The sequence below is a fragment of the Streptomyces sp. ML-6 genome, from assembly GCF_030116705.1.
Taxonomy (GTDB): Bacteria; Actinomycetota; Actinomycetes; order Streptomycetales; family Streptomycetaceae; genus Streptomyces.
In genome coordinates this window covers 2,488,451-2,512,940 of sequence record NZ_JAOTIK010000001.1, presented here as the reverse complement: position 1 = coordinate 2,512,940, position 24,490 = coordinate 2,488,451, and the positions used below count along the sequence as shown (strand labels likewise).

The 24,490-nt window shown below is 75.0% G+C and carries 14 protein-coding genes and 1 pseudogene; 6 read left to right on the top strand and 9 right to left on the bottom strand.

The genetic code is table 11. The features are described 5' to 3' along the window. Positions 1-2: 2 nt before the first annotated feature. From OCT49_RS10845 to OCT49_RS10830, 4 genes are all read right to left on the bottom strand, one after another. A complete protein-coding gene (locus tag OCT49_RS10845; RefSeq protein ID WP_283851677.1) occupies positions 3-3,305 on the bottom strand; it encodes an adenylate/guanylate cyclase domain-containing protein in 3,303 nt (1,100 codons plus the stop codon). A 149-nt stretch (positions 3,306-3,454) separates the two neighbouring features. After that, a complete protein-coding gene (locus tag OCT49_RS10840) occupies positions 3,455-3,655 on the bottom strand; it encodes an aroma-sacti cluster domain-containing protein (protein ID WP_283851676.1) in 201 nt (66 codons plus the stop codon). Then, a complete protein-coding gene (locus OCT49_RS10835) occupies positions 3,652-4,353 on the bottom strand; it encodes an iron-containing redox enzyme family protein (protein ID WP_283855749.1) in 702 nt (233 codons plus the stop codon). Before OCT49_RS10835 ends, OCT49_RS10840 begins: the two co-directional genes overlap by 4 nt. A gap of 245 nt (positions 4,354-4,598) precedes the next feature. Continuing rightward, entirely contained in the window at positions 4,599-5,705 is a 1,107-nt protein-coding gene (locus OCT49_RS10830; RefSeq protein WP_283851675.1) for a radical SAM protein, read from the bottom strand. A 499-nt stretch (positions 5,706-6,204) separates the two neighbouring features. Between OCT49_RS10830 and OCT49_RS10825 the strand changes: the two genes are divergently transcribed. The 3 genes and pseudogenes from OCT49_RS10825 (at position 6,205) to lanKC (ending at position 10,730) form a co-directional block, all read left to right on the top strand. After that, complete coding sequence (locus OCT49_RS10825) at positions 6,205-6,360, top strand: hypothetical protein (protein WP_283851674.1); 156 nt, start codon at positions 6,205-6,207, stop codon at positions 6,358-6,360. Positions 6,361-6,630: 270 nt separating this feature from the next. Beyond that, a pseudogene (locus OCT49_RS10820) lies at positions 6,631-7,948 on the top strand (MFS transporter); the annotation flags it as partial. A gap of 184 nt (positions 7,949-8,132) precedes the next feature. After that, positions 8,133-10,730 carry a class III lanthionine synthetase LanKC gene (gene lanKC / locus OCT49_RS10815; RefSeq protein WP_283851672.1) on the top strand — a complete coding sequence of 866 codons (2,598 nt, stop codon included), beginning with the start codon at positions 8,133-8,135 and terminating at the stop codon, positions 10,728-10,730. A gap of 132 nt (positions 10,731-10,862) precedes the next feature. Here the strand turns inward: lanKC and OCT49_RS10810 are convergent, their stop codons facing one another. The 5 genes from OCT49_RS10810 to OCT49_RS10790 form a co-directional block, all read right to left on the bottom strand. Beyond that, positions 10,863-12,863, bottom strand: coding sequence for an AfsR/SARP family transcriptional regulator (locus OCT49_RS10810; RefSeq protein WP_283851671.1), 2,001 nt, complete (start codon positions 12,861-12,863; stop codon positions 10,863-10,865). Positions 12,864-13,194: 331 nt separating this feature from the next. Further along, positions 13,195-16,113: an ATP-binding protein gene (locus OCT49_RS10805; RefSeq protein ID WP_283851670.1), complete on the bottom strand. Its 2,919-nt coding sequence runs from the start codon at positions 16,111-16,113 to the stop codon at positions 13,195-13,197. Positions 16,114-16,183: 70 nt separating this feature from the next. Beyond that, entirely contained in the window at positions 16,184-16,375 is a 192-nt protein-coding gene (locus tag OCT49_RS10800) for a hypothetical protein (protein WP_283856035.1), read from the bottom strand. A 179-nt stretch (positions 16,376-16,554) separates the two neighbouring features. After that, positions 16,555-19,659, bottom strand: a complete 3,105-nt coding sequence (locus tag OCT49_RS10795; RefSeq protein WP_283851669.1) for a type 2 lanthipeptide synthetase LanM family protein — start codon at positions 19,657-19,659, stop codon at positions 16,555-16,557. A gap of 240 nt (positions 19,660-19,899) precedes the next feature. Next, positions 19,900-21,060 carry a LacI family DNA-binding transcriptional regulator gene (locus OCT49_RS10790; RefSeq protein ID WP_283851668.1) on the bottom strand — a complete coding sequence of 387 codons (1,161 nt, stop codon included), beginning with the start codon at positions 21,058-21,060 and terminating at the stop codon, positions 19,900-19,902. Between the two features lie 140 nt (positions 21,061-21,200). Between OCT49_RS10790 and OCT49_RS10785 the strand changes: the two genes are divergently transcribed. The 3 genes from OCT49_RS10785 (at position 21,201) to OCT49_RS10775 (ending at position 24,446) form a co-directional block, all read left to right on the top strand. Beyond that, the gene (locus tag OCT49_RS10785; RefSeq protein WP_283851667.1) at positions 21,201-22,352 is read left to right on the top strand and encodes a Gfo/Idh/MocA family protein; all 1,152 of its coding nucleotides are present in this window, start codon (positions 21,201-21,203) and stop codon (positions 22,350-22,352) included. Between the two features lie 124 nt (positions 22,353-22,476). After that, a complete protein-coding gene (locus tag OCT49_RS10780) occupies positions 22,477-23,622 on the top strand; it encodes a dihydrodipicolinate synthase family protein (RefSeq protein ID WP_283851666.1) in 1,146 nt (381 codons plus the stop codon). Next, entirely contained in the window at positions 23,619-24,446 is an 828-nt protein-coding gene (locus OCT49_RS10775; RefSeq protein WP_283851665.1) for a sugar phosphate isomerase/epimerase family protein, read from the top strand. The genes OCT49_RS10780 and OCT49_RS10775 overlap by 4 nt, the downstream gene beginning before the upstream one ends. Positions 24,447-24,490 lie beyond the last annotated feature (44 nt).

Below are 24,490 nucleotides of genomic sequence, written 5' to 3'. Positions count from 1 at the left end.
CCTCAGCTCTTCTCCGTCGTGGCCGCCGCCGGTCCGGCGACGAGCCGTGCGGCCCACCGTTCGCCCGGCAGATGTCCCTTCTCCGCGAACCCCTCCCGGGCCTCCCGCGCCGCCGCCGAGGCCCCCGCCGCGTCGCCCAGCAGCGCCAGCGTCCGCGCCCGGTCCAGCGACGCGGTGGCCCGTACCAACGGGGAGTCGGTCAGCAGGGAGTCCCGCACGGCCCGGTCCGCGTGACGCAGGGCCGCCCCCGCGTCCCCGGCCCCCGCCGCCAGCCGGGCCCGCAGCCCCGCCAGGTCCACCCGGTCGGAGTGCGGCAACGGCCGCTCCTCCCCGACCCCTTCGAGCCACGGACCCGCCTCGCCGGGCCGGCCGTCGTCGAGCAGCAACCGGGCCGCCTCCAGCGCGATGGCCGGCCGCATGGACCGGGCCCCGGCGCGCTCCGCCGCCCGGTCCGCCCGGACGAGCAGGTCCAGGGCCGGGCCGGTGCACCCGAGCAGCGACTCGACCGTCGCCCGGAACACCGGAAGGAAGACCTCCGCCTCCGCGTACCCCAGCTCGTCGGCCAGCCGTTCCGCCTCGGCCAGGCACTCCCGGGCCCGGTCCGCCCGGTCGTGGAGCGCGTACAGCACGGCCAGCGGGCAGTTCAGGGTGGTCCGGACGGCCGGGCGGCCTGCGCCGTGCGCGGCGAGCAGGCCCCGGCAGCGGGTCACCGCGACCGGTACCGGCTCCGGCCCGCGCCACAGCGAGATCCCGATGGCGCCGAGCGCCGCCGCCCGCTCCGGCTCCGCCTCGGCCCGCACCGCGTGGTCCAGGGCCAGGGTCAGATCGCGGTCGGCCTCCTCGTGCCGGCCCGCCAGCTGCAACCGCTGGGCCAGCCGCAACCGGGCCCGCGCCTGTCCGATCCAGTCCCCGGCGGACTCGAAGAGCGGCAGCACCGACCGGGCCGTGGCCGACACGCTCACCGAGGCCGGGTCCAGCACCGCCAGCGCGAGCCGGGCGTGCGCGGCCTCCACCGGCGCGGTCCCGATGGCCAGCACCTGCCGCAACAGGCGCTCCCCGTCCTCGGCCCGGCCGAGCGCCAGCCGCACCTCGCCGAGCCGCCGCAGCGCCGGTGCCGCGGCCGGGTCACCCGCCGGATGCAGATCCACGGCACGCTCCAACAGGCCCTGCGCCCAGTGCAGATCGGAACGGGCCAGGGCCTGCGCACCGGCCGAGGCGAGCGCGGCGGCGGCCCGGACCCGCAGGGCGGCGGCCCGGTCGTCGGCCAGCCCCAGCTCGGTGCGGTACCGGTACGCCCGCTCCAGATGCCCGCCGACCGCCGCCTCGCCCGCCGCCGTCACACTGGGCAGCTCGGACGCCCAGGCGTGCCGCTCGGCCTTGGCCCGCTTCGACAGCGAGTCGTACGCCACCTCCTGGACCAGGCCGCTGCTGAACCGGTGCCGTCCCGCGCCCGGTTCGCCGCCCGGCGCGGCCTCGACCAGCCGGCGTCCGCGCAACCGGGCCAGCGCGCGGGCCACCCGGCCCCGGTCGTCCTCCGGGGCGGACCCCTCGGGGTGCGCGGCCGGTACGGGGCGGGCCGTGTGCTCCGCCTCCCGGGCCGCCCGGGTCAGCCGGACGAGTTCCGGGGCGGTGAAGTCCCGGCCGACGACAGCGGCCAGGTCCAGGGTGGCGCGTTCGGCCCGTTCCAGCGTGCCGATCCTGGCCCCCAGCAGCGCCTGGAGGGTCGGCGGCAGCGCCGAGCCCCGTACGTCCCGCGCCCCCTCCGGCACCGGGCCCGCCGCATCCGGGCCCGCCGGGACGAGGAGCTGCTCCAGATAGAGGGGGTTTCCCTCGGCCCGCTCGTAGAGGTCGTGACTGTAGGAGTCGGTGTCGTGCGGGGTACGGGGGTGGGGGACGCGGCCGTACGTGCCCGGAGCGGCCCCTGTGGCGGGGGAGGCCGAGGCGGTCAGTTCGCGGACCAGCAGGGCGGCCTCGGCGCGCGGCAGGCCGGTCAGCGGCAGGATCCGGGCAGGGTCCGCGGCCGGGTCGGCGGCGGCCGGCGGCCCGTCCGGGCGGCCCGGACACACGATGAGCCCGCCCGCCCGGCCCAGCGGCCCGGCCAGCCGGTTCACCGTCCGCACCAGCAGCGGTTCGGCCCAGTGCCAGTCGTCGACGACCAGCAGCACCGGCCGCCGCTCCGCCGTCCGGGACAGCACGGTGATCAGCGCGGCGCACATGTCCTCGAACGGGGCGTTGGGCGTGCCGTCGTGCAGCAGGCCGCCGCGCAGCAGCTCCCACGCGTCCGCCACCGCGGCCCCGGACCGCCCGGACACCCCGGCCGACGCCTCCCGCACCGCTTCCCGCAGCGCTTCCCGGGCGACCGGCGAGCCGAGCACCTCCCGTACCGCGTCGGCCAGCGGCGCCAGGGTGCCGTGGTCCCCGTAGCTGCGGCAGCGGCCGGTCCCGACGACCGGCCGCCCGGGGCCGTCGAGGCCGGCCAGCCACTCGCGCGCCAGGCGGGTCTTGCCGATCCCGGCGTCACCGACGAGGCGGACCAGCCCCGGGCCCGCCCCGCGCGCCGTGTGCTCCAGGGCCTCGTCCAGCGCCGCCCGCTCCGCGGCGCGGCCGATGAACGGCACGTCGAAACGGCGCAGCAGCTCCGGGTCGTCGGCGCCGAGCGCGATCAGCCGGTACGCGGACACGCTGTCGCTCTTGCCCTTGAGCCGCAGCGGGCCCGTCTCCTGGACGACCACCGTCGGACCGGCGGCCTCCAGGGTCTGCGGGCCGATCAGGATCTCGCCGGCCGCCGCGTTCTGCTCCAGCCGGGCCGCCACGTTCACCGTCTCGCCCGAGATCAGCGCCTGCCGGGTGCTCGCATCGGAACTCGCCACCACCTGACCGGTGTTGACGCCGATCCGAATGTCGAGCCGGATGCCCAGGGTGGCTTCGAGCTCGGTGTTCAGTTCCGCCAGCGCCTCCCGCATGCCGAGCGCCGCGGCGAGAGCCCGCCGCGCGTCGTCCTCACGCATCACCGGCACCCCGAACACCGCCATCACGGCGTCGCCGATGAACTTCTCCGGGGTGCCGCCGTGCGCCTCGATCTGCTCGCTCATCACCGCGAAGTAGCGCAGCGTCACGGTGCGCAGGGTCTCCGGGTCCAGCAGCCCGGACAGCGCCGTGGAACCCACCAGGTCGCAGAAGACCGCGGTGACCAGCTTGCGTTCGTCCTCCGGCGCGGCGGCCACGGGCGACGGGCACGGGGTGCCGCAGAACGGGCAGAACCGTGCGGCGGCGGGCAGCTCGTGCCGGCACGATGTGCAGTTCATCAGCGCTTCCTCTCTGCTTGGCCCGGCCGGAGCGGCGGGCCCGGTCACGGGAACCGGCCCGCCGCGCGACGGGTCCCGACGGAGCAGGACCCGGGCGGCCCCGGGGCGGCCGGCGGATCGCCGGCCGGCCCGGAACCCGGTGGGCGGCCTCAGAACAGGGCGCCGCCCGCGATCTCGCCGTGCGCCTCCACCTCGGGCCCCACCGCGTCGAGCCGGCTCTTGATGTCGAGCAGCACGGTGAGTTCCTCCGGTGCGAGGTCGTTCAGTACCTGCCGCTGTTCGTCGGTGAGCAGATCGACGGCGAACCCGGCGCCGTACAGCACGGCGAGCCGGTCCGGTGGTTCGGTCATGTCGGGCCTTCCCTCGGGACGGACCGCCCGGCTCCCCGCACCGGCGGCGCCGGTCCGGTGCGCCCGAGCCGGACGAACAACTGGGTGAGCGCGTCCGTGGTGTGCAGGGCGCTGACGGCCACGGCCGCCTCCTGGCCCCGCGACAACGGCAACCGGTCGAGCAGTGCGTACAGTTCGTCGGCATGGCCGCCGTCGAGCCGCGCGTGCTCGTGCACGGTGCGGAAGGCCGGGGCGGGCAGTCCGGTCAGCCGGGCCAGCCGGGGCGCGAGGCCCGCCGCCGGGGCGTGCCCCTCCAGCACGGCGATGTAACCGAGCAGCGCCACCGGGTGGTGGTGCTCGATCCAGTAGTACTGGGCCCCCACCAGGGAGGCGACGAGCGGCGGCGGGACCGGGTCCAGCGCGGCCCGGGGGCCGCTGCCCGCCGCCGTCAGGTCCTCCAGCAGCCAGGTGTCGTGCTCCGCCTCCTCCCGGATGTGCTCCTCCAGGTAGGCGGCCAGCGGCGCGCCCAGCGGATCGCCGCGCCGGGCCAGCAGCCCGGCCCGTTCGGTGGCCCGCTCCATCAGCGGTACGGAGGCCCGGATGACCGTGTGCATCGCGCACAGGTACGACCGGTAGCGGGACAGCAGCCCCTCGGGCCGCCACAGCCCGGCCGTCGAGGCGCGCAACGCCGGTTCGGCGAAGGCGAGTTTGACCCGCAGTCGTTCGGAGGCCGAAAGCCCGCGCCCGCCGCGCGCCCCCGGTACCCGGGCGGCGGCGGACGGGGCGGTGTCCCGGACGGGTCGAGGAGCCCGGCCGGGAGTCGATGAGGCCCGCCCGGGAGCCGATGCCGGGCGCGACGCCGCGACGGGATCCGGGGCGGGATCCGGGGTACGTCCCGGGAGTTGCGCCGCGACGGGTTCCGCGACCGGCTCCGCGGCGCGTCCCGGGGGCCGGGCCACGGGGCTCATGTCCCGGCGCCTTCCGTCGCCGGGGGCGGGGACAGGTCGCCGCCCCGGGCCGCCACCAGGCCGGCGTACGCGGCGCAGCCGTGGCGGCGCACCAGCGTCACCGGCCCCTGCTCGTGCTGCCGGCGGGCGGCGGTCAGGTCGAGCAGCGCGCCCGCGGCGCCCGAGGCCAGCGCGTCGGCCGCGGCGACCACCTCCGGCAGTTCGCCCAGCCGCCGGCAGTCCCCGCAGTAGGAACCGGCCGGGGTGCCGGGCGACCAGCGCTGCCGCAGATGGGCCGGGCCGACCGTGCGCACGAGCCGCAGCAGCGGCGACCCCAGCGCCCGCGCCCGTACGGCGGACCAGTCGTCCCGGGCGATGTGGCCGAGCCGCAGATGGGGCGGTACGGGGCGGCGGTCCACGGTGTCCTGGTTGCAGCAGGCCAGCACCGTGCCGTCGAAGGCGACCACCGGCCAGGCGGCCATCGCGCACGGCAGCGCGCCCCCGCCGTCCGGCACGGTCCGCGCCGGGCGGGCCCAGGACGCCGCCCGGCCGAACGGCCGCACCTCGTTGACCAGGGACGGCACCGTTCCGCCGAAGGTCCGGTCGATGTCCGCGGTGACGTCCGCGAGGTACGGGTCGTCCTCGCCGGTCCCGGTGAGGTGGAAGCTGACCGCCACCCCCAGCTCGCGGATCTCGCGCACCGCGCGGAACACCGCGGCCCGGGGCACCTCCCGCTCGTGCGGCAGGTCGAGGCTGGCGGAGAAGTGGTCGAGCGTGCGCACCACCCGCCGCATCGGGGCCGAAAGGCCGTGGGACCGGGCGAAGAACATGCCGCTGAGCAGCGCGGTACGGGTGCCGGCGGCCCGTGCGGAACGGGTGAGCGAGGCCACCAGGTCCGGCCGGAGCAGTGGTTCGCCCCCGGTCAGCATCATCACGTCGGGCCGGTCGGCGGCGGTGAACGAGAAGACGAAGCGTTTCAGCGCGTCCGCCTCCGGTTCCTCCCGCACCTGCGGCCCGGAGCCGGTGGAGCAGTGGGAGCAGCGCAGCGGACAGCGGCGGGTGAGGGTGACCAGCACTCCACCGGCCGGGACCGGCCGCAGTCCGACGAGTTCGGCGAGTTCCACCGGCCGTCTCCTTCGGGCGTAGGGGTGCGGCGCGCGGCCGCCGTGCGCGGATACAGCGTTCGTGGTTCGTGCGCGGGTACAGCGTTCGTGGTTCGTTCGTGCGCGGGTACGGCGATGCGTTCCGGGCGCACGGGCCCGGATGCGACGGCCGTTCCGGGCGTACGGGCCCGGCAGGCGGACAGCGCGTCCGCCGTGCGCGGGTACAGCGTCCCGCCGGGCGGTTCGGCACCGGTCCGGAACCGGTTCGGAACCGGTATGGCCGCAGGCCGGGCCGGGTCCGGCGGCCCGCCACCGGGCCCGTGGAACACCCGTACGCCCCCGGTCGACCCCCGGTGAACTGCCGCGATACCGCCGCCATACCGGCGTCGAGCCGTTTGCCAGGCCGGGGCTCCTAACTTTCTGGTCAGCGGCAGGCACCCGCCGGCCGCAACCGGAAGAACCGGGGTCCGCCCCGGAACGACCGGAGACCGCAGAGTCATACGAGTGGACGGAGACCACCATGGCTGAGAACACCAAGCCGGCCGGCGACAACAACGAGACCCCCGAGGTCGAGGCGCACTCCGTGCTGGACCTCCAGGAGACCGCCGTCAACGTCGACCGCGAGATCGACGGCAGCTGCGTCAGCGTGGTCAGCGTGGTCATGTCGGAGCAGTAAGGACTGATGACCGGGCCGTGGCGCCACCCGGGGAATGAACCTTCCCCCGTGGCGCCCGGCCGGCCGAAACGGGGCGGCTCCGTCACACGGAGACCGCCCCGCCTCGATTTTCCGGGCCGGACCCCGCGTTCACCGGGCCGGACCCCGCGTTCACCGGGCCCAGCGCTCACCACGGGTCCAGCGCTCACCGGGCCGCCACCCCGCAGGGCCGTCGCCTTCGCCGGGCCACCGGCCGAGCCCTGTCCCCGCATCACCGACCGGGAGCCGACGATGGCCGCCTCGCTACGAAACAACCGGGACTTCCGACTGCTGTGGATGAGCGGTCTGTTCGCCATCCTCGGCACCCAGATGACCGCACTGGCCCTGCCGCTGCTCGTGCTCCGCGAGACCGGATCGGCCGTGCAGGCCGGTGCGATCAGCACGGTGTCCGTCACCGCGGTCCTGATCACCATGCTGCCCGGCGGGGTGGTGGCCGACCGGGTGGAGCGCCGCAGGCTGATGCGCCTGTGCGACCTGGGCAGTTTCTGCGTCGTCGGCGCCCTCGTCGTGGCCGTGTGGCTGGGGCACGTACCGCTGCCCCTGGTGCTGCTGGTCGCGGGCGCGGGCGCCATCATCGGCAGCCTCTACGGGCCCGCCGCGTTCGGGCTGATGCGGACCGTCGTGCCCCCCGAGGACATGGGGACCGCGACCGCCCGGCTCCAGGCCCGTACCTCCACCGCGCGGCTGGTGGGGCCGATGGTCGGGGGCGCCCTGTTCGGGCTGCACCCGGTCCTGCCGTTCCTCGCCGAGGCCGTCGGGCTCCTGCTGTCCACGATCTGCGTGGCCCTGGTGCGCACCCGGTCCAGATCCGAGACCAGGTCCGGATCGGCTTTCAGCAAGGCCGAGTTGACCGCCGGGCTCTCGTTCCTGTGGGGGCTGCCCTATCTGCGGACCGTGCTCCTCGTCTTCGGACTCGGCATGAACTTCGCCTTCGGCGCCCTGACGTTCACCGCGCTGACCGTCTTCTCGAGCGGCGGAAGGTCCGGGCTCGGCGGCGGCACCGTCGTCACTTTCATCTCGGTCGGGGCTCTCGTCGGCGCCCTCCTCGCCCCCCGGCTGCGCCCCGAACGCCACACCTGGGTGCTGATCGCCGCCACCTGCTGGCTCTGTGTGGGGAGCGCCCTCGCCATGTCCTGGGTCCGGGTCCCGCTGTTCGCCGGACTGCTCTGCGCCGCCTGCATGTGCCTGTCGACCGTGGCCAGCATCGGCTTCCTCTCCACCCTGCTGACCGTCACCCCCGGCGACCGGGTGGGCAGGGTGCAGAGCGCGGCCGGCTTCCTCTCCTCGCTGGTCCAGCCGTTCGGGCCGCTGGCCGCGGGCGCGCTCCTCACCGCCTTCGGCAGCCGGACGACGTTCGGGGCGATCGCCGGGGTCCTCGCCGTGTCCGCCGCCGTGGTCACGTTCGCCCCGTCCGCCCGGCCGGGCCCGGAGGTGGTCGAGGCGGCGGCGGCCCTGGGGGCCTCCAGACGTTCCGGCACGTCCAAACGCTCCGGCGTCTCCAAGCCGTCCGGGCAGCAGTCGGACTCCTCCAGCCCCTCCAGCCCCTCCGACTCCTCCAGCCCTTCCGACTCCTCCAGCCCTTCCGACTCCTCCGACTCCTCCGCGGACGAGGTCCTCGCGCACGGAACTCCCGAGGACAGCGCCAAGATCCCCGAGGACCGCACCGGGCCCCCCGAGGACCGCACCGGGGCCGGCAGCCCCCGCCCCTGACCACGAACCACAGGAGGTATGCCGTGCCCGGCATCCAGGAGACCCAGCTGTACTGCCTCGCCGACCGCCGCTACTACGAGACCCCGGCCCGGCTGCCCGACGAGGACACCCGCTACCCGCTCGACCGCGCCGAACCGCCTGCCGGCTGGCGGCGCGGCACCACCGGCCTGTGGACCGCGCTGCACCCGGCGTCCGCCGAACTGCCCGAGCAGGGCTGGAAGATCCACATCTCCACCGTGCCGGAGGAGGCCGAGCGCACCCTCGCCGACACCGCCCGCATCTGCCTGGAACAGGGCGTGACGTTCAAGTTCCTGCGCAGCAGCCGTGCCCTGCGGCTGATGTCGGCGAAGTACATGAACCGTTCCAGCGCGGGGAAGTTCATCACCGTCTACCCCGAGGACGAGCCCGCGTTCCTGAAGTTGCTCGACGCCCTGAGCAAGGCCCTGGAGGGGCGCAGCGGGCCGTACATCCTCAGCGACCTGCGGATCGGGAACTCTCCCGTGTACGTCCGCTACGGCGCGTTCGTCGAACTCTGGTGCCGGGACGACGAAGGGGAACGGGTCCGCGCGATGCGCCACCCGTCCGGCGAACTCGTCCCCGACACCCGGGGCGTGGCCTTCCGGATACCGGAGTGGGTCACCGTTCCCGAGCCGCTGCGCCCCCACCTCGCCGCCCGCGCCGCCGCCCACGACGACGACTTCCCGTACGTGGTCACCAAGGCACTCCAGTTCTCCAGTGCGGGCGGCATCTACCTGGCCGAACACCGCACCACCAAGCAGCAGGTGGTGCTGCGCGAGGCCCGGCCGCACTGCGGACTCGACCCCGCCGGGCACGACGCCGTCACCCGGCTGCACCGTGAGCACCGGGCCCTGACCCGGCTCGCCGGACTCGACTGCGTGCCCGAGGTGTACGGCGTCCGCACGGTCTGGGAACACCACTTCCTGATCGAGGAGTACATCGAGGGCACCACCCTGTTCGACGAGATCGTCGCGCGTTTCGCGCTGGCGCGCGGCGAACGCACCCCCGCCGAACTCGACGCCTACTCCCGCTGGGCGCAGTCCGTCACGGACGGGCTCGGCCGGGCCCTCGACCTCATCCACGCCCGCGGCCTGCGGTTCGCGGACGTGCACCCCGCCAACGTCATCATCCGCCCCGACGGCCGGGTGGTCCTGATCGACTTCGAGTACGCCACCGATCTCGACGACCCGGACACCCCGCCGGCGGGCGCCCCCGGCCTCCAGGCGCCGCCCGACCTCAACCGGAACGGCGCAGAGGCGGACGCCTACGGGCTCTGGGCGATCTGGCTGCACACCCTGATGCCGCTGATGGAGGTGGCGGACCACGACCGCGGCAAGGCCCTCACCCTGGAGCGCTGGGCCCGCGCCCGCTACCGGCTGGGGCCCGACGCGGGGCCGCCGCGACCGGCCGTGCTCGCCCACGGCCTCCCGGACGACAGCGGCGAACCGACCGTGGACGCGCTGCTGCGCGGCCCGGCACCCGACTGGCCCGGCATCCGCGAACGGCTCGTCGCCGGCATCCGCGTCGGGGCCACCCCGGACCGCACCGACCGGCTCTACCCCGGCGACCTGACGGGCTTCACCACCGGCGGCGCCTGCGCCGCGCACGGTGCCGCCGGAGTGCTGTACGCCCTGGACCGCCTCGGCGCCCCCGTCCCCGACGAGCACGTCGACTGGCTGGCGCGCACGGCACTGCGCCGCAGCCCGGACGCCCCCGGTGGGCTGTTCGACGGGCTGCCCGGCATCGCGCTGGTGCTGTCCCGGCTCGGCCGCCGCGAGGAGGGGCGCGAACTGCTCGACCGGGCGCTGCGGGCCCCCGCCTCCGCCTCGGCCGACCTGCTCACCGGCCGGGCGGGAACGGCACTAGCGGCCCTGCGATTCGCCTCCGACGGAAACGGTGACGACGGAACGCCCGACCAGGAACTGCTCGACCGGGCCGTGCGGACCGCCTGGGAACTCGACTCGCTGGTCCGCGGCGAGGACATCGACGGCCGCCTGACTGCCCCGCACTCCGCCGGACTGCTGACCGGCCTCTGCGGAGCCGCGCTCCTCCAGCTCGAACTGTACGGGCACACCGGTGAGGACTGGCTGCTGGACGCCGCCGGCGCGGCACTCACCAGGGAGGCCGGGCACTGCGTGCTCATGCCGGGCGGCAGCGTGCAGGTGAAGGACGGCAAGCGCCATCTGCTCTACCTGGACCAGGGCAGCAGCGGCGTGGCCCTGCTCGCGCAGCGCTACCTGGCCCACCGGGAGGACCCGGCGCTCGCCGGACTGCTGCCGGGCATCGGACAGGGCTGCGTCCTGGAGTTCGTCCGCGAACCGGGGCTCTTCCGGGGCCGCGCCGGGCTGGTGGCCACCGCCCACCAGCTGTCCGCCCGCCGGCTCGCGGGCGGCGAACCGGACCCCGAGGTGCTGGACTCGGTACGCAACCTCTCCTGGCACCTGGTCGCCGAGGAGGACCGCCTCCTGGTGCCGGGCGCACGGCTGCGGCGTTTCTCCGCCGACCTCGCGACCGGCGCGGCGGGGCTGCTGCTCGCCCTGCACACGGTGTTCGCCGCACCGGACGAACGCCCCGATCTGCTGGACGTGTTGACGCTGGGGTGACGAACGGTCGCCGTACAGAAGCACCACCGCAACGCCGTACCGGAGCACCACCGCAACGAAGCCGATCGCCCCGCACCGTGCAGTGCGGGGCGATCGGCTTCAGTACGTCGGTGCCGGGTGCCGGGTACCAGGTCACCCCACCGGTATCGCCGTGCGGGGCGCCGCTCCCGAAGGGGCATCGGCCCCCGGAGCCGACACCGGCACCAGAGTCGAGACCGGGATCGACACCGGGGCAGGGGCCGACACCGGCACCGGCACCGGAGTCGGCTCCGGCTGCGGGGCCGGGGCCGGTTCCGCGGCGGTGAGTTCGCGGGCGTACAGGCCCGTCAGGCGCGGCAGTTCGTACAGCACGGAGTGCGCGGTGACCTCGCCGCTGGGGGAGGTCACCACCCCGGCGTCGATCAGCGACTCCACCGCCCGCAGCGCCTGCCGTTCGCCGCAGCCCAGTGCGGTCATGGCCTCCGGCAGGGTGAACGGCCCCTCGTGGACGGCGGAGGCCAGCCGGGCCAGCGCCAGCCCGCTCCCGGGCGACAGGTCCTGCCAGCCGGAGGCCAGCCGGGCCCGTACCGAGATGTCGCCGGCCACCAACTCGTCCAGTGCCCCGGCCGGATCGGCCAGCCGTTCCGCGTACTCGGCCAGCGGCAGGTGCCGCAGCACCGCCAGCCGCATCCCGCTCACCCGCACCGCCAGCGGAAGCAGCCCGCAGGCGTCGGCTATGCGCAGGGCGGCGGCCCGGTCCAGGCCCACCCGCCCCGCCCCGATCAGCCGGCCCAGCAGCGCCAGCGCCTCGGCGGGGGCCAGCGGCGGCAGCGCGATCCGGTGCACCGGCGCGAGCCCGGCCAGCTGACCGCGCGCCGTCAGGACGAACGAACTGCCGCCGGTGCCCGGCAGCAGGGCCCGTACCGCCGCCTCGTCCGGCACGTCGTCGAGCACGACCAGCGAACGGTGCGTGGCCAGCCAGTGCCGCCCGTGTTCCGGGTCCGTCATCGGCTCCGCCCGGTGCGGGTCGCCGGTCAGCCGGGCCAGGTCACCGAGGAGCGCCGACGGGGGACGCACCGCGCCCTGCTCGTCGCGGACCCGGATGTGAATCCGGCCGTCCGGGAACCGGTCCGCCAACAGATGCGCCGCCCGCACCGCGAGGGCTGTTTTCCCGATCCCCGCGGCCCCGGTGACCGCCACCACCCGGCCGTTCTCCCCGCCCAGGACGTCCAGCAGCTCCCGCAGCTGCTCGCCCCGGCCGGTGAAGTCGGGCGTCCCGGCGGGCAGCACCGTCCGCAGCGCCTCGGTCCGGCGCGCCGGGGCCGCCGCCCGCGGCCGGTCCGCACCGTCCCGGCCGGTCAGCATCGCCCGGTGCCGGGCGGCGATGGCCGCACCCGGCTCCAGCCCCAACTCCCTTGCCAGCAACTGGCGGTAGTCGTCGTACACGGCGAGCGCCTCGGCCCGGCGGCCGGTCCGGTGCAGGGCGTCCATCCACGCGGCCCGGAGGCGTTCGCGCAGGGGGTGCTGTTCGGCGAGGTCCCGCAGCCCGTCCACGACGGCGGGCGCCCGCCCCAGCGAGATCTCCGTCTCGGCCCAGTCCTCGTGCACGGTCAGGCACCGGGCCTCCAGCCGTTCCGCCTCCGCAGCCACCTCCGGCGAGTCCCGCAGATCGTGCATCGGCGGCCCCTGCCACAGGTCCAGTGCCCGGCGCAGCAGACCGGCGGCAGCCCGCGGATCGCCGTCGTCGGCGGCCCGCCGGCCGGCCGCGGCCAGCGAACGGAACCGCAGGGAGTCCAGCTCGTCCTCGCCGACCCGCAGCAGGTAACCGCCGCAGGAGTGCACCAGCCGTTCCCCGCCGCCACCGCCGCCGTCCGGCCCCCCGGGACATCGCGCGCCGAGCAGCGCCCGCGCGGAACTGATGTACACCTGGAGGTTCTTGCGCGCCGTGCGGGGCGGCGCGTCCGGCCACACCGCGTCGGTGAGCACGTCCACCGGTACCGGTGTGTTGGGCCGGCTGAGCAACATGGCCAGGACCAGCCGCTGCTTGCGCGGCCCGAGGAGCAGCGGCCGTCCGTCCAGGGACCCGGAGAGCGGTCCGAGGACCGAGAGAGTCAGCGCACCGGACGACGGGGTACGGGAGGGGTTTCGGGTCATGGACGGGCCTCCGAAGAACGGGGGACTGGGGCGGCTTGCCGGTCATGTCCCTGGATGGTCCGCCGGGAACGGTGCCCCCCACATCGGTGCCGCACCCGCATGTTCCGTGACAGGACCCGACCAAAACCGCTCCGCACCCCCATGTTGGGCCCGCACACCCGTATTCCGTGCCTGACGCGGACATCACGGGCCTCTCGAACCACCGCCCATCACCCCATCACCCCATCACCCCGTCACCTCGCCACCCCGCCCCCTCATCTCGCCCCCCGCTACCCCTCCTCAACCCGCCCCCGATCCGTCATCCCGCCGTCGTCCGGGTGCGCTCCGTCGTTCAGTCGCGTTCCGCCGCGCACTCGGCGGAGAACTCGCACAGGGCCGCCCGGTCCGCGCGTCCCGTCTTGTTCAGCAGGCTCGCCATGTGCTTCTCCACCGTGCGTGGCGAGATGGACAGCCGCCGGGCTATCTGCTGGTTGCCCGGCCGTTCCGCCAGCAGGACGAAGACCTCGTACTCGCGCGGCGTCACACCGCTCGTCCGCAGGGCGGCCGGAATGCGGTCCCAGCCGCCCCGGTGCTGCCCGACGCTGGCCCCCGCCTGCCGCAGCTCCGCCCGGCACGCCGCCGCGACCGGCTGGATGCCCGCCCCGTAGAAGTACTCCTCCGACGCCCGCAGCCACCCCACCGGCTCGCCCCACTTCTCGGCGAGCGCCGCGCCCGCGACCAGCCGCAGCCCCAGATGGCGGGCGAGGGGGAAGGCGACGGCGTCGGCGACGGCGGAGCGGACCGTCCGGGCGGCACACTCCGCGTCGCCCTCCCGGCCGTGCAGGACACCGTCGGCCAGCCGCAGGAACAGCTGGTTCCACGCCAGGTCCGCGCCGGGGCTCTCCAGGATCGAGCCGAGCTCCGCCCGGCCGTCCTGCCCGTCGAGGACCCGCAGCAGCGGACGCAGGCCGTAACGCCCGCTCAGATAGAAGAAACTGGGGTTCTCGCGCTCCCAGGCCAGCGAGGCGTCGAGGTCGGCCAGCGCCCGCTCGCGGTCCTCCTCCAGCAGCGCCGCGAAGGCGCGGCACAGCCCCAGTTGCAGCGGTACGAGCAAGGACTCCTCGCCGCCCGCCCGGCGGAACCGGACCATGGCCCGGTCCAGGTCCCGTCTTCGGCCCCGGTGCGCGGCGAGCGTCGCCGAGGCCAGCAGCAGGTAGCGGTGCGCCCCCAGGTTGCGGACCCGTGCGCTGGCGGCCACCGAACGCTCGATGATCTCGTGCGCCCCGTCCCACTCGCCGCGCATCACCGCGTTCATGGCGAGCAGCCCGTCCACGGTCTGGGTCGGCACCAGCGCACCCAGCGACTGGGCGGCGGTACGGGCCGTCTCCAGCCGGGCCGGGTCGCCGGTGCGCATGAACGTGTTGGCGCCGAGCCGGACCAGCGCCTCCACCCGCCACACCGGCAGGGAGTGCTGCTCGGACACCGCGAGCATCCGCTCCAGGCACGCGTCGGCCTCGTCGAAGCCGCGCTCCCGGGACAGCAGGGCCAGCAACTGCCACGCCTGGCACGCCACCACGGGAAGGCTGCGTTCCTCCGCGACGGCCGCGGCCCGGCGCGCCGTGTCCTGCGCGCGTGCCCGCTGCCCGTGGTCGACATGGCCGGGCAGCAGGGCCAGATGGCCGTCCACCACGTCGAGCGCCGCCTGCTGCTCGGGGCGGATGGCCGTACCGAGAACGGCCCGCGCGGCCCGGATCTGCCCGGCCGCCTCCTCCATCCGTTCCGCCATCACGGCCGCCCAGGCGATCCGGATGTGGGTCTCCCCGCGCTGCTCGGAGGCCTCGGAGCGCGGGGGCACCGGCGGAAGCTCCCCGGTCAGCGCCAGGGCCGTGTCGAGCTCGCCGGCCTCGGCATGGGCGACCGCGAGCGATTCCGTGATGCTCCGCAGATCGCCCTCGTGGGCGAGCGAACGGGCCCGTTCCAGCAGGGTGACCGCGGAACCGGACGCACCCGACGTCAGCATCCGGCGGCCGACGGCGGCGAACTGCCGGGCGGCACCGTGCCGGTCACCCCCGGCAAGTTGCAAAGTAGCCATCAACTGACGCTGCTCGTCACCGAGTTCATGTACCACGGCGGCCAGCGACAGGGCCGCGCGACGGGCCGTGGCGGCCCGCTCGGCCGGTGCCAGCGAGGCCACCAGCGCCTCGGCGGTCAGCGCGTGCCGGAAGGTGTAGCGGTCGGGGTCCGCCCCGTCGGGGGCGATGATGTTCGCCTCGACGGCGGAACGCAGATGGCTGAAGAGCGTACGGTCGTCGAACCCGGTGACGGTCTGGAGCACGGTCACCGAGAACCGGTTTCCCAACGTGGCCGCGCACAGGAGCAGTTCGCGCACCGGTTCGTCGAACCGGTCCAGCCGTCGCGACCAGCTGCGCACCACCCCGGTCGGCACCGACGCGTCCGGGTTGACGTGCTCCTCCCACCGGTCGCCGGCGCGGCGCAACTGGCCGGAGTCGAGCAGGTCGGCGAGCAGCACCTCGACCAGATACGGATTGCCGCCCGCCCGCCCCGCCAGCCGTTCGTGGGTGGTCCGCGGCACCTCGTCCGGGGCGGCCTCCAGGCACGAGGCGGTCATCTCCCGCACGTCCGCGTCGCCGAGCGGGGCCAGCTCGCGCACGGTGGCGACCTGCCGCCGCTCCGCCGAACGCACCAGGTCCAGGGCGACGCCGGGCTCCGGACGCAAAGTCCCCAGCAGCAGCACCGGCAGGTCCGCCACGTTGTCGATGACGTACTCCACCACCGCGATCGTCTCGGTGTCGGAGTCGTGCAGGTCCTCCAGCAGGATCACGCACCCGTGCTCCTGGCCGAGCACCGACAGCAGCCGCAGCAGCGCCTCCGCCAGCTCTATCACCGTCTCCGGATAGCCGGGGGAGGAGCCCTGGCGCCACTCCGGCACCAGCCGGGCCAGCGCCGGACGGTAGGGGTCCAGCTCCGGGTCGGTGGGCGTGCCGGCCGCCCGGAACCGGGAGGACAGCGCCTCGATCAGCGGGCGGAACGGCACCACGAGCCCGGTCGACGTGGCCCTGCCGCGCAGCACCGGCATGCCGCGCTCGTACGCCCGGTAGGCGCACTCGCCGGCCAGCCGTGATTTGCCGATGCCCGCGTCCCCCACGAAGAAGACCGCACGCCCCGAACACCGCGAGGCGGCGTCCAGGGCGTCGCTCAGCAGGCCGGTCTCAGCGGCTCGCCCGACAATCACCGACGAAGTGGCACGCATGTACGCAGGCTACTCGAGGCACCGCCCGCTGGTCAGCGCGTCAAATGTCTTGATCTGAAAAGGAGTTAAGTCAGTTCCAGGTCATGGTGGTCCACGGCAGGTCCGTGGTGGAGCCGATGTTGCCGTCGGTGGAGCTGAGGATGCTGCTGCGCAGACCGAGTCTGCCGCCCGCGCCCAGGGTGATCCTGCCGGCGGGGTGCTCGTCGGCGAAGTCGTCCATGGCGTCGGTGGAGAGGATGGCGGAAGCTTCGGTGCTCTGCATGATCTCTGCCTCTTCTGTAGGGGGTTGTCGTTCCGTGAACCGTGTGGTGATGAGCGGTGCGAGGAAGGAGGAACGGAGGAGGAGGGACGGGTAGGACGGACGGGGGGAGAAGGGACGGATGGGACGGGGAGGAGGGACGGTACGGGGCGGGCGAGTGGTCAGTGGAGTGCGGCTGGTGGTCAGTGGGATGAGGCGGGTGTGACGGGTGCGGTGGGCCCGGCGAGCAGCAGCAGCGACGGCACCCGGTCGGGGAAGCCCGCCCGCAGCAGCCCGTGCCCGATGCCCGCGAGCCCGGTCAGCAGCCCCGGGTGCGGTACCTGACCGGGGGTGCCGCAGCGCGGCTTCGCCCGGTCGGCCGCCGCGAGCAGCGCCCCGGCCCGCTCCACCCACCGGGTGCGCGCACCCGAGGGCTCGCCGAGGCGCAGCAGTTCGAGGACGCCGAGCTCGCCGTGGCACAGGCTGTCGTCCGGCGGCGGCTCGGACCGTGCGATGTCCGCCGCCGCCTCGCGCGCCCAGGCGGACAGCGCCGGGTCGGCCCGCGCCGCCGGGCTGTCCAGCACGGCCAGCGCCACGCCCGTCCGGCCCCGGCACCAGGAGACGTCCGGCCCCACCGCACCGGTCGCGGCCCGCAGCGCGGCGAGCCCCGAGGCGCGGTACGGCTCGCCACCGCCCGCCTCGGCGAAGCGCAGCAGCGCCCAGCCGATCCCGGCGGACCCGTCGGCGAACCCCGGCGCGTCCGGCAACGGCGCCTCGCGCAGCAGCCCGGCGCAGCGTTCCGCCCCGCGCCACACATCGGCCCGTCCGGTGGTCCGGTACCCGGCGAGCAGACCGACCAGCCCGCCGGCCGTGCCCCCGCGCACCCCGTACTCGCTCTCGGCACTCGCCGCGGCACCGGTCAACCGCAGTGCGGGCAGCACCAGTTCACCGAGGCGCGGGTCGTCCAGCGTGTCCGAGACCTGGGCCAGTACGTACGCGATCCCGCCGAGCCCGGCGAACGCGCCCGAGCCCACCGGGCCCAGGTCGTCCGGGCGTGCGTGCAGCGAGTCCAGCAGCCCGGCGAGGGGCGCCAGCGCGTCCCGGGCGGCCGCCGCGTACCGGTCCGCCCCGGTGAGCGAGGCGAGCTGGGCGAGGAAGCACGCCGTACCGGTGTAGCCGCCCGCCACGTCGGCGGCCATCGGGCCCAGCCGCCAGTAGCGCTCGCCGAGCAGCTCCAGACCGATCCAGTTCAGCCGGGTGGGCCCGGAGTAGGCCTGGGAGACCAGCTGGTCGCCGACCGAACGGGCCGCCGCGAGCAGCTGCTCCGGCTCCGGCGCGGTCGCGGCCGTACGGGCCCGGCGCGGGCCGGGACCGGGGGAGTGGGCGGGTTCGCGGGAGGTGGTCACCATCGCGGCGCGGATGATCCGTTCCTGGTCCTGCCGGTCCACCGTGTCCATGGCCGCCAGCTTCTCCCGGACCAGGGACAGCCCGGTCCTGGCGAGCGTCCCGGGCAGCAGCCGGCCGTTCCCGCCCCACAGGTCGGTGCGTTCGGGCAGGGCGGTGAACAGGGGCACGTCCCCCGCCCAGAGCTGGGCGATCTCCTCGTCCAGCAGGCCGGGCAGCGCGGAGGAGCCCAGGACGTCGGTGCCCAGCAGCGCGAGCACCTCGTGCCGTTCGGCGGCGTCCCTCATCAGGTCCGGGTGCGTGGACTCGTCCAGGAGCGAGGAGTACACCCAGGTGGGCCGCGCCACCACCCGCACCTCGTCGTGCGCGAAACGCTCCAACAGCCCGCCGGGACACAGGAGTTCAGTACGGGCCGCCTTGATCGCGGTGTAGCCGGCGCGGAATCCGGCGCACAGCGCGCGGGTGAAGGCGGACGGGTCGGCGGGCGTCCTGGTCAGCCGGGGCCGGTTGGCCGACTCGCCGAACCGGGCCGTCCGGCGCACCAGCCGCATCCGGTCGGTCCCCGCGTCGGCCCAGTCGGGGCTGCGCACCGGGGACTCGGCCGCCTGCCCGCCGCCGATGCCGGACATGTCGAGCGCCGTCTCGTCCCCGACGAGCAGCTGCGGCAGCAGCCCCACCCGGTGCACCGAGTCGTGCAGGGCGCGGGCCGCCGGATCGTCCGAACCCGCGGCGGGCAGCGGCGGGTGGAACAGCGTCTCCACGTCGACGAGCACCGGGTGCTCCCCGTCCGCGATCAGGTTCTCGTGGTGCAGGTCGGTGCCGTCCAGCGCGTGCAGCAGGGCCAGCAGGGCCCCCTGGCGCCGGTAGAAGACCTCGACCTGACGGGCCGAGCGGCAGGGCCGTTCCGCGACGAACTCCACCCAGCCGTACGACCCCCGGTCCAGCAGGGCGAGCGTACGCAGACCGGGCGTGCCGGGCAGCGCGTTGAACCACTGGACCAGTTCGTTGAAGTGCCGGTGCGCGGCGAGCGGGCGAGGCTTGTAGACCAGCCGGGCGCCGTCCTCGAACCGGAGCAGCATCACGGTGCGCCCGCCCCGGTGACCGTCCCCGGCCCCCGGCACGACCCCCACCAGCCGCCCGGCGCCCGCGCCCGCCCCGGAGGAAGCCCCCTGGGACGGGGTTCCTCCGGGGGCGGTGCGGACGCCCGGCAGCACCGGACGGTCCGCGGCGAACCGTACGAGCATCTCGGTCAGCGCGGCGGCGGCGTCGAGCGCGGCACGCGCCAGGATCCGGGCCAGTACGGGGTACGCGGTGCAGAGCGCGGCCAGCCCGGACCGGGAACCGGTCAGCCGCAGGAAGTCCGTGAACCGGTCCTCGGGGGCCGCCCCGGCGAGCCGGCCGCCCCGCCGCGCCGTGTGCAGCTCCAGGACCAGGGTCCGGGCGGCGAGCCGGGCGAGCCGCCGGGCCAGATGGCGCTCGAAGTCGTCGCGCACGGCGTCCAGATCGGTGCACCGGCCCACCCGGGGCGGCAACCCGTCCAGCATCCGTCGCGCCGCGCAGGCGGTGAACGGGGCGAGGACGCACTCGAACCCGCGCAGCCCCGGCCGGTCCTCCCCGTCGGCGATCTCCGCCCTCTCGGGGGCGGCGGAGACCGCGTCCTGGACGAACAGCGCCCAGTCCGGGGTACGGGCGCGGGAGCGCTCCTCGGTCAGCGCGGGCCGCCACCACCGGTCGTCCGCCCAGGAGACCCCGGGGGGCCCGGGGGGTCCGGAGGCCGCGGGCATCGAGGGCCGCTCGGCCTCCAGCAGGCCGACCGCATCGGCGGGGTGTCCCGCTGCCGCGGACGGGCGTGACGCGGAAGAGACGCACAGCCGTTCGTCGGCGCCCGTATCGATCTCCGTCATCGCACCTCCTCGGTCCGGCGCCGGCATCGACCGGTCCGCCGAACCCCATCCTTCCGGTGGAGGCTCCGCAAGGCATGGGGGCAACGCCCCCATCTTTCTGCCGGAACCCGGACGGAGACCGGAACGGGCCCCGGTCCAGCCCCGGTCCATCATCGAACTGGCCCCGGTCCAGCCCCGGTTGAGGCCGCGTCCAGAAGTGTCGTGGCCGTGTCCGGGGCCGTCACAGGACCTTCCGCCCGCTCACCGCCCCCGCGGCGGCGCCGTCGAGCCGCGGACCATCAACTCGGCCGGGATCGTGGCGATTCCGCCGGGCGGCGGGGTCTCCTTGCCCATGGCCAGCCGCCCCGCCCGGGCCCCCGCCTCGAAGAGCGGCAGCCGTACCGTCGTCAGCGCCGGCACCGCGTCCACCGAGAACGGCAGGTCGTCGAAGCCCGCCACCGAGACGTCCTCGGGGATGCGCAGCCCGCGGTCCCGGATCGCCGCGCTCGCGCCCAGGGCCACCGTGTCGTTCGCGGCGACGACGGCCGTCACCTCCGGTTCGCGGCGCAGGAGTTCGACCGTGGCCTCGTAGCCCGACCGCCGGTCGTAGGGGCCGTGGACGACGAGCCGTTCCTCGTACCCGCCGGGCGGACGTGCCCCCGTGTGCGTACCGTCGCCGACGGGCCGTTCCCCGTACCCGCCGGGCGGCTGCGTCCCCGTGTCCGTACCGTCGCCGACGAGCCCCGCCGCGCGCATCGCCTTCAGGTGTCCCTCCAGGCGGTGGCGGGTCGTCGTGCGCTCCGAGGGGCCCGCGACGTAGCCGATCCGCCGGTGGCCCAGCGCGAGCAGGTGCTCGGTGAGGCGACGGCCCCCGCCCCGGTTGTCGAAGGCCAGCGTGGCCACGACCGCCTCGTTGTCCGGCAGCGGGGGCCGCCCGCACAGCACCACCCGGGTGCCCGCGTCCGCGAGCCGGGTCAGCTTGGCGGACATCGCGGCCCGGTGCGCCGGGTCCTCCACGGCACCCCCGGTCAGCACCACGGCCGCGGCGCGCTGGCGCTGGAGCAGGGTGAGGTAGGTGAGCTCGCGCTCGGGCGAGCCGCCGGTGTTGCAGACCACGGCGAGCTTCTCGCCGCCGGCCCGGCCCGAACCGTCCCCCGGCCCGCCGATCTCGGTCTGCGCCGCCCCCGCCATGATCCCGAAGAACGGGTCGGCGATGTCGTTGACCAGGATGCCGACCAGGTCGGACGTGGCCGCCGCGAGCGAGCTCGCCGGGCCGTTGAGCACGTAGTCCAGCTCGTCCACCGCGCGCAGCACCCGTTCCCGGGTGGAGGCGGCCACGGGGTAGTTGCCGTTCAGCACGCGGGACACGGTCGCCGGGGACACCCGGGCGCGAGCCGCCACATCCGCCAGGGTGACTGTCATCGCTTTCCTCCGAGGAGTGACGAGGGGGGACGGGGAGCGGGAGGAGATGCGGGGGAGCCCCCTCTTGTCCGGATTGCTGTCGGCAGGCTAGCGTCATCACCGATAGAAAGCGCTTGCTACGGTTGCATGGAGGAAGTTTCGTGACACGCAGGACAGTGCGCATCGCCATGAACGGCGTCACGGGTCGCATGGGGTACCGGCAGCACCTGGTGCGCTCGATCCTCGCGATCCGCGAGCAGGGCGGCCTCGACCTCGGCGACGGGGACGTGCTGTGGCCCGAGCCCGTGCTGGTCGGCCGCCGCGCCCACGCGCTGGAGGAGCTGGCCGCCAAGCACGGCCTGACCGAGTGGTCCACCGACCTCGACGCGGTGCTCGCCGACGACAGCATCGACATCTACTTCGACGCCCAGGTCACCTCGGCCCGGGTCGAGGCGATCAAGAAGGCGATCGCGGCGGGCAAGCACGTCTACACCGAGAAGCCCACCGCCACGGACGTCGAGGGCGCCCTGGAGCTGGCCCGCATCGCCCGCGACGCCGGCATCAAGCACGGCGTCGTCCAGGACAAGATCTTCCTGCCGGGCCTGCTGAAGCTGAAGCGCCTCATCGACGGCGGCTTCTTCGGCGAGATCCTCTCCGTGCGCGGCGAGTTCGGCTACTGGGTCTTCGAGGGCGACTGGCAGGAGGCCCAGCGCCCGTCCTGGAACTACCGCGCGGAGGACGGCGGCGGCATCGTCGTCGACATGTTCCCGCACTGGGAGTACGTGCTCCACGAGCTGTTCGGCCGGGTCACCACCGTCCAGGCGCACGTCCAGACGCACATCCCGCAGCGCTGGGACGAGCAGGGCAAGCCGTACGCCGCCACCGCCGACGACGCCGCGTACGGCGTCTTCCAGCTGGAGGGCGGCGCGGTCGCGCAGATCAACTCCTCCTGGGCGGTCCGCGTCAACCGTGACGAGCTCGTCGAGTTCCAGGTGGACGGCACGCACGGCTCCGCCGTCGCCGGCCTGCGCAACTGCCGCGTCCAGCACCGCTCGGCCACCCCCAAGCCGGTCTGGAACCCCGACCTCCCGGTCACCGAGTCCTTCCGCGACCAGTGGCAGGAAGTCCCCGACAACGCCGTCTTCGACAACGGCTTCAAGGCCCAGTGGGAGCTCTTCCTGCGCCACGTCGTGCTCGACGAGCCGTACACCTGGGACCTGATGGCCGGCGCCCGCGGCGTGCAGCTCGCCGAGCTGGGCCTGAAGTCCCACGCGGAGGGCCGCCGCCTCGACGTCCCCGAGCTGTCCCTGTGAGGACCGCCCTCCCGCACGGCCGTCCCGGATCCGCTTCCGGGACGGCCGCCCGTCCGTCCCGGAGCCCGGGACCTTCCCCGCGACGACCCGACTCCCGCACCGCGCCCCGGAGCTGATCCGCGTTATGACCATCCACCTCCCGCAGGGCCCGTACGAGCCCCGCACCACCCCGCTCGACCTGGCACCCGGCGGCAGCCCGCTCGCCTCCCGCACGGTCTTCTCGGCGGCCCACGTCGTCGCCGACCCGTACGCCGACATCAGCCCCGACTCCCCGGCGGCCGTCGACTGGGACGCCACCCTCGCCTTCCGCCGCCACCTCTGGTCGCACGGCCTGGGCGTCGCCGAGGCGATGGACACCGCCCAGCGCGGCATGGGCCTGGACTGGGCGGGCGCGGCCGAACTGATCCGCCGCTCCGCCGCCGAGGCGAAGGCGGTCGGCGGCCGCATCGCCTGCGGCGTCGGCACCGACCAGCTCCCCGCCGGGCCCGCCTCGCTCACCGAGGTGCGCGCCGCGTACGAGGAGCAGCTCGCCCTCGTCGAGGAGAGCGGCGCCCAGGCCATCCTGATGGCCTCCCGCGCGCTCGCCGCCGCGGCAAAGGGGCCCGAGGACTACCTGGAGACGTACGCGCACCTGCTGCGCCAGGCGTCCGAACCGGTCGTCCTGCACTGGCTGGGCCCGATGTTCGACCCCGCGCTGGACGGCTACTGGGGCTCCTCGGACCTCGACGCCGCCACCGACACGTTCCTGAAGGTCATCGCCGAACACCCGGACAAGGTCGACGGCATCAAGATCTCCCTGCTCGACGCGGAGCGCGAGATCGACGTCCGCCGCCGCCTCCCGGGCGGGGTGCGCTGCTACACCGGCGACGACTTCAACTACCCCGAGCTGATCGCGGGCGACGACCAGGGCTTCAGCCACGCCCTGCTCGGCATCTTCGACCCGCTGGGCCCGCTGGCCGCCCACGCGGTACGGGTGCTGGACACCGGCGACGTCCAGGGGTTCCGGAACCTCCTCGACCCCACGGTCGAACTGTCCCGCCACCTCTTCCAGGCCCCCACCCGCTTCTACAAGACGGGCGTGGTGTTCCTCGCCTGGCTGGCCGGCCACCAGGACCACTTCACCATGGTCGGCGGCCTGCAGTCCGCCCGCTCGCTGCCGCACCTGGCGAAGGCGTACGAACTCGCCGACCGGCTGGGCCTGTTCCCCGACCCGGAACTGGCCGAGTCCCGCATGCGCACCCTTCTCGCGGTCAACGGAGGCACCCGATGAGCGACGGCCGTCTCTCCATCAACCAGGAGACCATCAAGCAGTGGTCGCTGCCCGAACTGGCCGAGGGCTGCGCGAAGGCGGGCATCGACAAGGTCGGCCTGTGGCGGGGCCCCGTCCAGGAGTACGGCCTCGAGCGCACCGCCGCCCTCCTCGCCGACCACGGCCTCGCCGTCACCAGCCTCTGCCGGGGCGGTTTCTTCACCGCGCTCGACCCGGCGGAACGGGCCCGCGCCCTGGACGACAACCGCGCCGCGATCGACGAGGCGGCGGCCCTGTCCACGGACACCCTGGTCCTGGTCTCCGGCGGACTCCCGGCGGGCAGCAAGGACCTGAACGGCGCCCGCGAACGCGTCGCGGACGCCCTGGCGGACCTGGCCCCGTACGCGGCCGAACGCGGCGTGCGCCTCGCGATCGAACCGCTGCACCCGATGTTCGCCTCGGACCGCTGCGTCGTCTCCACCCTGTCCCAGGCCCTGGACCTCGCGGAGCGCTTCCCGGCCGAACAGGTCGGCGTGGTCGTCGACACGTACCACATCTGGTGGGACGACCAGGCGCCCGCGCAGATCGCCCGCGCGGGTGCGGGCGGCCGCATCCACTCCTTCCAGCTGGCCGACTGGATCACCCCGCTCCCGGCCGGGGTCCTGCTCGGCCGGGGCCAACTCGGCGACGGCGCGGTGGACTTCCGGTCCTTCCGCTCGCTCGTCGAGGCCACCGGCTTCGACGGCCCGATCGAGGTGGAGATCTTCAACGAGGACCTCTGGGCCCGCGACGGCGCCGAGGTCCTCGCCGAAGTGGCCGCCCGATACGCCGAACACGCCTGCTGACAAGCCCCTTTGCCTCCAGGGTAAAGAGATCGTCAAGGCGTGCA